At 53.9% G+C, this 12,911-nt stretch carries 13 protein-coding genes and 1 pseudogene; 3 read left to right on the plus strand and 11 right to left on the minus strand.

The genetic code is table 11. The annotated features are described in order from the left end of the window. Window positions 1-30: 30 nt before the first annotated feature. Together JI735_RS03050 and JI735_RS03055 are read right to left on the minus strand one after the other, a co-directional pair. Window positions 31-807 (minus strand): SDR family NAD(P)-dependent oxidoreductase, encoded by a 777-nt coding sequence (locus JI735_RS03050; protein WP_039833739.1) that lies wholly within the window; start codon window positions 805-807, stop codon window positions 31-33. Window positions 808-835: 28 nt separating this feature from the next. Then, window positions 836-1,291, minus strand: a complete 456-nt coding sequence (locus JI735_RS03055; RefSeq protein WP_039833740.1) for a chemotaxis protein CheX — start codon at window positions 1,289-1,291, stop codon at window positions 836-838. Window positions 1,292-1,784: 493 nt separating this feature from the next. On the opposite strand from JI735_RS03055, the pseudogene JI735_RS03060 reads away from it, so the two are divergent. Then, window positions 1,785-2,686 (plus strand): annotated as a pseudogene (locus JI735_RS03060) (LysR family transcriptional regulator). 19 nt (window positions 2,687-2,705) lie between these two features. Further along, window positions 2,706-3,518: a histidinol-phosphatase gene (locus tag JI735_RS03065; protein WP_039833741.1), complete on the plus strand. Its 813-nt coding sequence runs from the start codon at window positions 2,706-2,708 to the stop codon at window positions 3,516-3,518. A 103-nt stretch (window positions 3,519-3,621) separates the two neighbouring features. Here JI735_RS03065 and JI735_RS03070 read toward each other — a convergent pair whose 3' ends face one another. The 9 genes from JI735_RS03070 to JI735_RS03105 form a co-directional block, all read right to left on the minus strand. Further along, on the minus strand, window positions 3,622-4,368 hold the full coding sequence (locus tag JI735_RS03070) for an NADPH-dependent oxidoreductase (RefSeq protein ID WP_039833742.1): 747 nt from the start codon (window positions 4,366-4,368) through the stop codon (window positions 3,622-3,624). Between the two features lie 227 nt (window positions 4,369-4,595). Next, a complete protein-coding gene (locus JI735_RS03075) occupies window positions 4,596-5,138 on the minus strand; it encodes a GNAT family N-acetyltransferase (RefSeq protein WP_157771279.1) in 543 nt (180 codons plus the stop codon). A 70-nt stretch (window positions 5,139-5,208) separates the two neighbouring features. After that, complete coding sequence (locus JI735_RS03080; protein ID WP_233476224.1) at window positions 5,209-5,862, minus strand: metallophosphoesterase; 654 nt, start codon at window positions 5,860-5,862, stop codon at window positions 5,209-5,211. Further along, window positions 5,826-6,143: a hypothetical protein gene (locus tag JI735_RS35225; protein ID WP_233476225.1), complete on the minus strand. Its 318-nt coding sequence runs from the start codon at window positions 6,141-6,143 to the stop codon at window positions 5,826-5,828. The genes JI735_RS03080 and JI735_RS35225 overlap by 37 nt, the downstream gene beginning before the upstream one ends. A gap of 45 nt (window positions 6,144-6,188) precedes the next feature. Continuing rightward, window positions 6,189-6,929 (minus strand): potassium channel family protein, encoded by a 741-nt coding sequence (locus tag JI735_RS03085; protein ID WP_051051584.1) that lies wholly within the window; start codon window positions 6,927-6,929, stop codon window positions 6,189-6,191. 37 nt (window positions 6,930-6,966) lie between these two features. Further along, complete coding sequence (locus JI735_RS03090) at window positions 6,967-7,755, minus strand: DUF3891 family protein (RefSeq protein WP_051051585.1); 789 nt, start codon at window positions 7,753-7,755, stop codon at window positions 6,967-6,969. 283 nt (window positions 7,756-8,038) lie between these two features. Then, window positions 8,039-8,803, minus strand: coding sequence for a succinate dehydrogenase iron-sulfur subunit (sdhB, locus tag JI735_RS03095; RefSeq protein ID WP_020430396.1), 765 nt, complete (start codon window positions 8,801-8,803; stop codon window positions 8,039-8,041). A 303-nt stretch (window positions 8,804-9,106) separates the two neighbouring features. Then, on the minus strand, window positions 9,107-10,849 hold the full coding sequence (sdhA, locus tag JI735_RS03100; protein ID WP_020430394.1) for a succinate dehydrogenase flavoprotein subunit: 1,743 nt from the start codon (window positions 10,847-10,849) through the stop codon (window positions 9,107-9,109). 87 nt (window positions 10,850-10,936) lie between these two features. Further along, window positions 10,937-11,602: a succinate dehydrogenase cytochrome b558 subunit gene (locus tag JI735_RS03105; protein ID WP_039833744.1), complete on the minus strand. Its 666-nt coding sequence runs from the start codon at window positions 11,600-11,602 to the stop codon at window positions 10,937-10,939. 407 nt (window positions 11,603-12,009) lie between these two features. Between JI735_RS03105 and JI735_RS03110 the strand changes: the two genes are divergently transcribed. Then, window positions 12,010-12,909, plus strand: a complete 900-nt coding sequence (locus tag JI735_RS03110; RefSeq protein WP_039833745.1) for a LysR family transcriptional regulator — start codon at window positions 12,010-12,012, stop codon at window positions 12,907-12,909. The last annotated feature ends 2 nt before the right edge of the window (window positions 12,910-12,911 follow it).

Raw genomic sequence — 12,911 nt, forward strand, 5'->3', positions numbered from 1 at the left:
TAGAAAGACACTTTGTCCTTGATCTGCCGGCTATTTCCGGTTCATCATGTTATAGGTGAGCTTATCCGCGAGCCGGGGGAACAGGCCATACAGGCGGATGCCAACCGCCGCGAAGCCCGGAAGATCGATCTCCTCTTTGCCTTTATCGATCAGCCTGACAATTTTCTTGGATACATGCTCAGGCGTCATCATCATCCGGGCTACACTCTTTTCATAGCTGCCGGAGGGGTCGGCCGTACGGAAAAATTCCGTCGCAATCGGTCCGGGATTGACTGCCGAGACAATGATCCCCTGCTTGCGCAGCTCCTGGCGCAGCGCATTCGTGAAGCCCAGCACGGCATGTTTGGTTGCGGTGTAAGCAACGGACCGGGCCGTGCCGATTTTGCCGGCCATAGATGCCATATTAACAATCTGCCCGCTTCCCCGTTCCAGCATATGCGGGACTACAGCTTTTGTACACCGGACTATGCCCATGTAGTTCACGTCCATCATGTCATCGAACTCCCGGGACTCCATGTCGGTAAAAGCGGCAAACTTGCCATATCCGGCGTTATTCAGAAGAACATCGATTCTGCCGTATACACTGAGAATGTCCGCAAAGGTGTTCTGTACCTGCTCTTCATCGGTAACATCGCAGGCATACAGTCCAAAAACGCCCAGAATACCAGCCGCGGTGTCTTTCAGCTTATCCTCTGAACGGGCCAGCAGGATAGGGATAGCCCCACGCTTGCCGAGCATCTGTGCTGTCAGCGCTCCAATCCCGCTTGAGGCTCCAGTAATTACAACGACTTTGTCTTGTAGTGCCATGAATTCATTCTCAGCTCCCGATGTCCGCCTAAGAGATCATTACCTGAATATCGAGCTCTCCGATACCTTCCATTAAAAGCGGAATGCTCAGCGCTTTACGCGGCAGCACCGCCATGCCCTCTGTCTTCACCAGCTTGGGCGGAGTAATATCCACCGATACCCCCTGATTGGACAAAATGGTGCTGGCGTTGCCGCTGATCATGTTGCCCAGCTCCGAAATTGCGCTCTGGCCCATCTCGTCCATCTCCGTAATCACATAGCCGCCCATCATGGCCGATACGATCTTAAGCGCTACCTGTTCACCAATCCCGAAGATAATATCCCCGCTCAGTTGACCAGTCATCCCCACCTGTATCCATATATGACTATCAATCAGTTCGATATCCTTAATCCCCAAATTACCGGTGGATGGCGAGACCTGTATCACCTGTTCAATTACAATTCTTGCAGATTCTAAAAACGGATTAATTACTTCTGCTTTCATGAAAGTGCTGTCCCCCCTCTACCAGGCTTTAGTCTTGTATCAAAAGTCCCAGTCAATAATGATTTATTATACTTCATATATCGGTATTATTCACCAAAAATTAATGGTCTTTCCGAAGGAATTCTGAAGATAGTTGCAGGGGTAACATTGCCCTGCCGGAGGTTATCTCCTATAATTTAATCAAATGCCAACATCCGGCGTAAGATAGATGTAGACACTGTTGCGTCATCCCTGGCAAAAAACGGCCTTGGCGCGGGTGTTTCACTGACTTTGCAGGAACCCCGAACCACCCGAATATCCTGATTAGTTTTCTGGCCCCACATCGTGGAGCGTTACTTCACGGCTTATCCCGAACACTCGGCAGTCACCGAGGGCACAATGTAATTCCCTGGTCGGAGGCGGACTCCTGAGTCCTGTGACAAGCATGTTTTTATTAAATAATCCTACACACAAATCGGCGGCATCCATCAGCAGGCCAAAAGGGGGTAAGTCCATGAATATCAGTCAGCTTGAAACGCTGATTACCATCTCCAAAACCATGAGCTTCCGCAAAGCGGGCGAACTGCTCAACCTGACCCAGCCGGCGGTTTCGGCCCAGATCAAAAGCCTTGAGGAGGAGTTCAAAACACAGCTTGTTGACCGCAACCAGCCGGTGACACTGACGGACAGGGGACAGGTATTCCTCACGCACGCTGAACAGATTGTAGGTCTTGTCGAAGAGCTTAAGCAGCGCCTTGCGGATCTGGATGAAAACCCGCAGGGGCATATTATTCTCGGGACGACCACCTCAATCGCCATTCAGATTCTGCCGCGGATCCTTTCTTATTTTCAGGACCAGTTCCCGCATATCAAAACTTCGATTTCTTCCATGTCTTCGTCCCAGATTTATCAGCATGTGGAGAACGGCCTGGTCGATGTCGGCATCGGCTACTTAATCGGACGCAGTCCGGGAATGACTACCTCAGTGCTCTATTACGACACCTTCGAATTAGTGGTTTCCCCCGTCATCCCCTTGCACAGGTCAAATCGGCCGGAATTGAAGCGCTGCGCAATACCCCGCTGATCCTGCTCTCGCCGGACACCGTCGGCCGGAGATTCGCTGATGAGGTGTTCGCCAAGCACGGCATCCAGCCGCAGGTAATCATGGAGCTGACCAGCAGCGAGGAAGTCAAGCGGATGGTGGAGCTGGATCTCGGTGCGGCGGTGATTTCCAAGCAGTCGGTGACCGCCGAGGTGCGCAGCGGCACCCTTAAGATCGTCCCGATTATCGAGCTTGAGGTCACCCATCCTGTAGGCGTCATTACGAAATCAGGCAAATATGTCAACTCTGCCATGCGGCAGTTTCTAAGCGACCTCAAGGGCATGCCGGAAACCCACTTCATCGGCTCAGAATAAACAAGGAGATGATCAACCCATGAAATTCGACCTGCATACCCATCATTTCCGCTGCGGCCATGCTGACGGAACGATCAGGGACTATATTGAAGCCGGCATTGCCGCCGGTCTGACAGTCATCGGTATTTCCGATCATACGCCATACTTCGGAAGTGAGTCCGAGCAGGCTTTTCCCCGTATTGCCATGGCCAAATCGGAGCTCGCCCGCTATGTGGAGGAAGTACTGGCCCTGCAAAAAGAATACGCAGGCACCATCGATGTGCTGCTGGGGATCGAATCAGACTACTTCCCCGAATATGCAGAGCTGTACCGCCGGACATTATCGGCCTATCCGTTTGATTACATCATCGGCTCGGTGCATAATGTGGGCGGTGTGAGCATCTTCAATAAAAGCCGCTGGAAAAACCTTGATCTCCAAGGGAAGATCGCCAGCAAAGCTGAGTATTACCGGCTGATTACCGCTTCCGCCCGCAGCGGCATGTTCCAGATTCTCGGCCACATTGATGCCATGAAGGGCAATTATCCGCAGTTCGCGGATATCCCGGCCACAGCCGAAATCGACGAGTGTCTGCGCGTTATTGGAGAATGCGGCATTGCGATCGAAATCAACACCTCCGGAGGCACCAAGCTCTGCGGAGGCTGGTATCCTTCGGATGACATCCTGGAGCGGGCGCTGCATTATGGTGTAGAGGTCACCTTCGGCTCCGATGCCCATCTCCCTTCCCGGGTCGCTGACCAGCGGGAGGCTGTAGCGGCACGCCTGAAGGAGATCGGATTTACCCGCTGGGTCTACTTCAAGCAGACTGAGCAAATCTCCGTGCCGATTCAATAAATCAAGTAGGCGACCTATAATCGCAAGTAGAAAAAGGCACCCCAGCCTTCACGGTTACGGACGTTTGGTTCCGTCACCATGATTCGCTGGGGTGCATTTTGGTTCAATTCTTCAGATTATCGCAGGTAAAGCCCTGCCGCTTCAGCGTATGCTGAGCGTCTCCATACTGCGGATTGAGTGTATAAAAATGGGCGATTGTGCTGCTCCAGTCCCGCTCCGTCAGCCCCTGCTCCTTCAGAGAAGCCCGGTGCGCCAGATTGTAAGCCTCAATCAGGCTCTTCACCTCCGGATTGTACTGTTCCTCATGCAGCACAGCCTCAAGGGGGAGTCTTGGCTTCTTCGGCAATTCTTCAGCAGGGTATCCGACGCATAGTCCCACAACCGGGAATACATACTCCGGCAGCTGCAGAAGCTCGATGACCTCCGCCGTGTGGCGGCGCACTCCGCCAATCGGGATGATGCCCAGCCCCAGCGACTCCGCTGCCGCAATGGCATTGGATAAGGCAATCCCCACATCTGTAGCGCCGACGAGCAGCGCATCGACATCCTTGGCGGCCTCAAAAGGCTGCCCCTCCAGTTCACCCGCTACCTTGGCCCGGTAAAAATCCATGCAGAATACCAGAAATACCGGCGCTTCCGCCACATGCTTCTGGTTTCCGCTCAACACCGAAAGCCGCTGCCGGCGTTCCTCGCTGCGTACAGCGATGACCGAAACCTGCTGTCCATTCACCCAGGACGGGGCTGCCTGGGCCGCTTTAATAATAGTCTTCAGCATCTCCGGCTCCACGGGTTCCTGGCGGTATCGCCGGAAGGAGCGGTGGTTCAATAATGTACGGATCACTTCGTTCAAAGAATAATAACCTCCTGACCGCTGTCTTGTAATACAACTATCATATCCTACTGCCTGCGGAGCCGCCAGTCCCGGCAAGACAGCATTATAAGCATGGCCAGGGGCAATGAGCGATCTGCAAAAAAAATGGACCCGAAGCATCGGGTCCCAACAGCAGTTATATTTTTAAAAGGGGGTCATGTACTTAGTTTAACCGGACACTGTTAGAGTTTCATAACGGCATTATTTCAATTGTGTAACAATGTGAATACTTTCATTACATCGGACGGGCTGCCCGGCATGGGGAGGACCCGCTCCAGGGTGAGCCCGTTTTTGATCATGACGCGCTCAGACCTGAGATTGTCACCGCGGCAGCGTCCCTCAGCCCTGAGAAGCCCCAGCTCCTGAAAGCTGTAATCCAGCAGCAGCCCGACAGCCTCCGTTGCCAGTCCCCGCCCCCACCATAGCGGATTCAGCAGATACCCCAGCACAGCCTTGTTCTCATAGCGGTTCCAGTTCTGCAGGGAGACTGTTCCGATCAGCTCCTGCTGTTCCAGCGCATAAATTCCGGCATGAAGTGCGCAGGGATCGGCAGCATGAAGCATCCGGGCTGCCAGCTTATCCAGATAAGCATGCGGGGAGCTTGCACCCTGACGGAGCAGAATATGCGGCTGCACCAGCGGATGGGCGAGCAGCGTCTTGAGCACCCCGGACTCGGTGGCCGGCATCGTTCTGAGTTCAACTTTTTGGCCTTGCCGTGCCATGGATAATGCCGTATCGTAAGTGCTCATACGCTTCTCCTTCTCTTTGGCAGATATATTGGAATCTCCCCGGCTGCCAGCCATAACGGGGGCATCGTTCTTATGCCCGGCGCAGGGTAAAAATGGTCAGTTCAGGCCTGCACATAAACCGGAGTGGCATATAGGTTTCGCCGAACCCCCTGTTGACATACACCGGCATCCTCTTTTTGTCCGTATAATACAACCCGCTTATGTATTTATTCGATCCATATGGAGTGTATGCCGCGCCCACAAAGGGCAGGCGGATCTGCCCGCCATGACTGTGACCGGACAGCTGCAGATGGAAGGGATACGCTTCTACCGTATCGGCATAATCCGGCTCATGCATCATCAGCAGCGTGAACACGCCCTCAGGAACATCCTTCAGCGCCGCCTGGGGGTCAGGCTTGCCGTGCAGCATGTCGTCGAGTCCCGTTACTGCGATGGAAGCCCCTCCCTGCTTCACCAGATAAGACTGGTTCCGCAGCACGCGAAATCCGGCTTCATTCAGCAGACGGGTGAGCAGCTCCGTATTCTTGTAATCATGGTTGCCGAGGATCGCATATTTGCCGAGCGGTGCGCTCAGCCCGGCCAGAACCGGTACGGATTCTGTCAGATCTTCGGCATAGCTGTCCACTATATCTCCGGTGAAGCAGATGATGTCCGGCTGTGCCTCCTTGATATGCCCGGCCAGCCGCTTCAAATCATGGACATCCTTGTTGAAGCCCAGATGCACATCGCTGAAGTGTACCAGCCGGGTGCCTGCAAAGGCGGATGGTAGCTCCTTGAAGGAAAGCTCCAGCCGGGTGATGTCCAGCCAGTTCGGCTCTCCCTGCCAGGCGTAGCCGCTGGTAAGCAGCCCTGCGCCGAATAATGCAGCCGCCCCCGGGTCAGGAACTGGCGGCGGGTGATTTTGCGGCCGCTTCCGGTCTGCGGAGGCGGGGTGCTGTACCGGTAGCTGCCTTCTGCGGCAGCTGCCGGGAGATCGGGAGAAGCCCCGGACGATTTTTTATTCATAGGGAGGTTCTCCTTTCTTGCAGGATTGTTATGGGGGAATGAAGGCTAACCGGATGGCTCGGATGAATCGGAGCGTTCCTCACACTCTTCTGACTGCACCTCGTCCTTCGCTTCCTCTATCTTCTCATCAACCTCTGTTTCGATATTAACATCAATCTCGGCTTCAACCTCCTCTTCTGAGCCCGGTCCCAGAATCTTACGGAACAAACCCAGCATAGAAAGTGCATAGGCGACGGTAATGAAGCTGAAGCTGATCTGCATAATAACCACAAGACGCGAGGTGTTGTCCACCGGGGCTACATCCCCGTACCCTACCGTTGTAAAGGTGGCTACACTGAAATAGAGGAAGGTTATCAGCTGGCTGAGCAGATCTTCGCCGAGCCCTTTTCCATCAAAAGAGGACTGTCCAAACAGCTTATATATCGATGTATATACGACGGTGAAAAAAATAATGCAGGAGAATGCCGCAATACTGATACGCACCAGCGTCTGCTGCAGCCTGACTTCTTTGCTGTTCGATTCCTTGATTTCATGAAAGATAAACAGTACGTAGAACAGCATCGAAGCCAGGGCAAAAATAAGAATGAGTCCGCGCAGCCCCCTGTCTCCCGGCAGGATAGCACCGAGATCAATCCAGTTCAGCAGATCTTCAACCGAGATCAGGGCATAGATCAGAATGGGGGCGAGGAGCACTCCTTTTCCCATCCAGCTCAGCTTCATCCGGTACAGCCACAACGAGAGCAGCACAATTACAGCTATATTGAGGGTCCACATCCACCATGTCATGGGCATACTCTCCTGTTCCCCGGTTCCTAAATACAGTCTATTCGGACCGGCCCGCTACAGTAATGCGGCATTCTTCTTCCGGCGTGCTGCTGTAGGCGCGGGCGATGCCTTTGCTCTCTGCATCTTTCCTGGGAACCCGGCGCAGCTTGAAGGTCACCTCGACGTTCCCGGTGAATGGAAAAGGATCAAGCAGCAGCGTGGACTCATCCTGCCATTCCGCCATAATCTGACGGCCGGAGGTGAAGCTGAAATCCTCACTTCCCGAGAAACCGTCACGGAACCAGGGATGCTCTTCCGACTTGGGGCTTCCCGGCTCACTTAAGCCCAGGTACAGCGAGAGATCGTCGCAGAACTGCAGCAATCTCGCATCATAATACAATTCGCCCTCTGCGAGCGGTTTGCTGTTCTCCAGATGACGGTGGATACGGGCCCGGCGGTCCTCCTCATGCTTCAGGTAGGCGGTTAGCTCCGGACAATCCTCGCCGGATATCTCAATCAGCCGCTCATAATGCGAACTGCACAGCAGTGCGCCATACGGCGTGTCCGCCTCAATCTCATCCAGTCCGCGTCTGTAGAAGGTCAGCTTCGGCACAAGCGGAAAGTCTATAAAAGTGTACGGCGCCCCTTCAGCGTCATTCCAGAACGGAGTCTCATCGAGATCGATCCAGCCCCGGTCATGATGACTGACCGCCCGCAGCACCTCCTCCCGGCGCCCTTCTGCCGGAACATGCTGCTCCTTGAACCATTCGGCAAATTTACCCGCCAATAGCCCGTGCTCATGCTGCCTCATCATTATCAAATATCCGTCCTGTTCACGACAAATCACAATTATTCCCCCTGGTATATCCACAGCCTGGATATGCATCGGCTATGAAGATTATAACATATGCACCCATATTTGTTGGAATCTTGACGTCTTGCCCTCATTGTATGTAAAGCTATTCCCTCCTGAATGGACCGTTTAACCTGAATGGACTGTTTTAAAATGTACCCGTTTTTCCGTTGGAAAGAAACAGTCTGCGTACAGGGAAGTAGAGGGAAACCACCCTGCCCCAGACAGACACAAAAGCCCTGCCGCTGCCGGCAGGGCTTTCTTTTTATGGATATTGCTACACACCCAGCCAGCGCTTGAACATATGCTTGGTGGTCTGTTTGTTGATTTCGGCAATGGACGTGGTGAGCGGAATGCCTTTCGGGCAGGCGCGCACACAGTTCTGCGAGTTGCCGCACCCGTCAATGCCCCCGTCTTCCATCAGCGCATCCAGGCGCTCATCGGCATTCATCTCGCCTGTAGGATGGGCGTTGAACAGACGGACCTGTGAAATGGCCGCCGGGCCGATGAAATTAGTTTTTTCATTGACGTTAGGGCAGGCTTCCAGGCAGACGCCGCAGGTCATGCACTTGGACAGCTCATACGCCCATTGACGCTTCTTCTCCGCCATGCGCGGACCAGGACCGAGGTCGTAGGTGCCGTCGATCGGAATCCACGCCTTGACCCGTTTGAGGGCGCCAAACATCCGGCTGCGGTCAATCACCAGATCACGCACCACCGGGAAGGTTCTCATCGGCTCGATGCGCACCGGCTGCTCCAGATTATCGATCAGGGCGGCGCAGGCCTGGCGAGGCTTGCCGTTGATGACCATTGAGCAGGCCCCGCACACTTCCTCCAGACAGTTGGATTCCCAGCAGACCGGAACCGTACTGTCACCCTTGGCATTAACCGGGTTGCGCTGAATCTCCATCAAAGCGCTGATCACGTTCATCCCCGGACGGTATGCAAGCTCGAACTCTTCCGTATAAGGGGCCGTGTCCGGTTCGTCCTGGCGGGTAATCACAAATTTTACGTTTTTGGGAGCTGCAGCAGTTTCCGCCATATCTGTTACCTCCTAAAAGTTTTATGGTACACTGACCGAACATTTAATTGTACTTTGTACAGCTAAAACAGCTGATTTTTGCTCATTTCAACATATAGTTGCAATTTATGCAGTTACATTTCGGGAAACACTCCCTAAACGAACAATTCTCCAAAAATAATTGTACAAAATACAGCTAACTCTCTTTAAGAGCGCTTGGAAGTCCGTTTAATTGCATGAAATACAATTAACATTGGCCTCCCGCTTACTGATCGATGTTCACCTATAGTTATGCTTATCGAACGCTGCCTCACCGTTCAACGATCAATCCTTCGAGTAATCCCGCACCCGTGGAGGAATCAGCGATACATCCACTTCTTCGTAAGAGATTTGCGGGCCGTCCGCCGTCCATGCGGCCTTGGTGGTCTTCAGGAACTCCTCGTCATTGCGGGCGGGGAATTCCGGCTTGTAGTGCGCGCCGCGGCTCTCGTTGCGCAGCAGCGCTCCCAGGGTCATGGCCTCGGACAACTCCAGCATGTTCCACAGCTGGCGGGTGAAGGCCACACCCTGGTTGTTCCAGCGCGACGTATCGTTCATGTTGATCCGGCGGTAGCGCTCCTTCAGCTCTTTGATTTTGCCGATGGTGGCAGTAAGCTTAGTATTCTCGCGCACCACCGTCATGTTGGCGGTCATCCATTCGCCCAGCTCTTTATGGATGACATAGGCATTCTCTGTGCCTGACATCGCCAGCAAAGATTCATATTTATCGGTTTGTGTCTTATGGAAGCTGTCAAAGACGGTAGAGGAAATGTCCTGTACCGATTTCTTCAGCCCTTTAATATATTCAACAGCCTTCGGCCCTGAGACCATGCCGCCGTAGATCGCCGATACAAGCGAGTTCGCGCCCAGCCGGTTTGCGCCGTGATATTGGTATTCGCATTCCCCTGCCGCGAACAGCCCGGGAATATTGGTCATTTGGTTGTAGTCGACCCACATGCCGCCCATGGAGTAATGCACAGCCGGGAAGATTTTCATCGGAATTTTGCGGGGATCATCGCCCATGAATTTCTCATAGATTTCGATAATGCCGCCAAGCTTGACGTCCAGCTCTTTCGGGTCCTTGTGGGAGAGGTCCAGGTACACCATGTTCTCGCCGTTAATGCCCAGCCCCTGGTCTACACATACATTAAAAATCTCCCGGGTGGCAATATCGCGCGGCACCAGATTCCCGTAAGAAGGATATTTCTCCTCCAGGAAGTACCACGGCTTGCCGTCCTTGTAGGTCCAGATGCGTCCGCCTTCACCGCGCGCCGATTCCGACATCAGCCGCAGCTTGTCATCGCCGGGAATGGCTGTGGGGTGGATCTGAATGAATTCGCCGTTGGCGTAATATACCCCCTGCTGATATACAGCGCTGGCAGCGGTTCCGGTGTTGATGACCGAGTTCGTTGTTTTGCCAAAAATAATGCCGGGACCGCCGCTCGCCAGAATCACCGCATCCGCCGGGAACGTCTGAATCTCCATCGTCTTGAGATTCTGGGCACTGATGCCGCGGCATACACGCTCATCGTCCAGGATCACCGAGAGGAATTCCCAGTTCTCGCTTTTGGTGACCATGCCTTCGGCTTCCCAGCGGCGTACCTGCTCATCCAGCGCATACAGCAGCTGCTGGCCGGTCGTTGCACCCGCAAAAGCTGTCCGGTGGCGCTTCGTGCCGCCGAACCGGCGGAAGTCAAGCAGCCCCTCCGGCGTGCGGTTGAACATGACGCCCATCCGGTCCATCAGATGGATGATACCCGGTGCGGCCTCGCACATCGCCTTCACCGGAGGCTGGTTGGCAAGGAAATCGCCGCCGTACACAGTATCGTCGAAATGCTCCCAGGGCGAGTCTCCCTCGCCCTTGGTGTTCACCGCTCCGTTGATGCCGCCTTGCGCGCAGACCGAATGCGATCTTTTGACAGGAACAAGGGAGAATAGATGCACATGCGCGCCGGATTCTGCCGCCTTGATGGTAGCCATCAGGCCGGCCAGCCCCCCGCCCACGATAATGATATCGGCTGATGCCATGATTGTTCCCTCCTAAATTGTTTTGCAGAAACTGCTGCTTGTATATTGCATCATAACGTCGTCCGAAGTTGGACGCGCTTTCTAATCTTAAATCAGACTGCGAAGCGACTGTACAGCCGAAGCCGTAGCCTGGAATTCATTGTCACGGAAAGTAACCAGCGAGAACAGAAACATGAAGCTTACAATTACGAACAGGCCCAGACAGATGACGGAGGATACTCTTTGGGAACGGGGCCCCACCGTAATTCCCCAGCTGATCAGGAACGACCAGAGACCGTTTGCAAAGTGGAAGCAGGCGGCCAGGACCCCAATGATATACACGGTCAGCAGCAGCGGCTGGGTTACAATGTTATGCATAACGCCGCCGAGTTCTTCGTGCTCCACATTGCCGAGCGCCACCTGAACACGGGTATCGTACAAATGCCAGACGATGAAGATGAAGGTGATCACTCCGCTGATCCGCTGAAGCGTATACCGCCAGTTCCGTTCAAGGTTGAAGCGGTTCAGGTTTGGTTTGGACTGATAGGCGATGTACAGCCCGTAGACTCCGTGATAGAGCAGCGGAAGCCATATGCCGAACAATTCCAGGAAGAAGACGAGCGGCAGGCTGTTCAGCCACAGCACACTGTCCGTAAAACCGGAAGCGCCTCCCTCTACTGCCGAGAAATTCGTCAGCATGTGCTCCAGGAAAAAGAACCCGAGCGGGATCACGCCAAGCAAGGAATGAATCTTTCTGGAATAAAATCCTCTCATGCAAAGTGTCCCCTTTCCGATATAAAACAGCGTTTTCATTAATGAGCATACACTGCCGGGAGTACAGTTGAAACAGGGGGTAAGGGGCTTAGGGAAGCCCGCAAAATGTCTATTTTCACCGTAATTCATTATTTTCCCGGACTTTGCTGCAACATTCACAATATGTGAATATCTTGTGTCACTTTTCATGTTACTCCTTTTTCACTTATAAGGGAATTGCAATCTAATTATTAAACGTTATACAATAAACGCATAAGAATATTTTTAATGTGATAATAATTCTCATTTAGCAGGCGAAAATAGGAGTAAAAGCTCTATTTCTCCTTGCTGGGAAAGGCTATCCCCTTATAACGGCTATGCTATTTATCACTTTATCGAATATGGTATCACTTCAAGGAGGATGGCTTATGTTTGATGATTTGGATATTTTTGCTGCTGTCGTGGAGCATTCCAGCCTGAACCGGGCATCGCGCCAGCTCAATTTGTCCCAGCCTGCCCTCTCCCGCAAGATCTCCAAGCTGGAGGAGCGGCTCGGCGTTGCGCTGTTCAACCGCTTCGGCAAACGGCTGGAGCTGACGGAGGTGGGCCGACTTACTTATACCTATGCACTGGAGCAGCGGCAGCAGCGCTCTAAGTTTCTGGAAGCGTTGTCGAAGTTCAAAGAAGGGGAACCCCAACTGGTAACGCTCGGCGCCAGCCTTACCACGCTCCAGACCACACTGCCGCCGCTTGTGAATGCCTATATGGAGAAATACCCGGCGGCCGAGCTGAAGCTGATTACCGGCAAGACGCATGAGATCGTCTCCTCGGTCAGCGAGGGCAGGGCCGATCTCGGGATCATCGCATCGGCCACCCAGGAGCCGGGTCTGCGCTGCATCCCGCTGTTCGAGGATCAGCTGCGGCTGGTGGTTTCCGAGCACCACCCGCTGACCCTGTCTGCGAAGCTGACGATGAGCGACCTCTCCCGGCTGCCGATGATCCTCTTTTCCAAGGGTACCTGGTACCGCCGCATGACCGACGAGCTGTTCCAGCGCAGTGGAGTCGATCCCGACGTGCGGATGGAGATCGACTCCTTCGAGGCCATCGTCCGGCTGCTGCCGACGATCAAGGCTGCGGCGCTGCTGCCGAAGTCTTACCTCCGCCCGGAGCTGCTGAATGGGGGCGGCCTGGTCTCGCTGCATATCAAGGAGCTGGAGCAGACCCAGCGGACAACCTGCCTGATCTACCCAAGCAGCGGCGGCCTGAGTACAGCCGCACGCTGCCTGGTGCAGGTCACTGAGCAAGTGTTCCTGCCGGGACGGGATTAGCC

This window comes from Paenibacillus sonchi (assembly GCF_016772475.1).
GTDB classification, from domain to species: Bacteria; Bacillota; Bacilli; order Paenibacillales; family Paenibacillaceae; genus Paenibacillus_AQ; species Paenibacillus_AQ sonchi.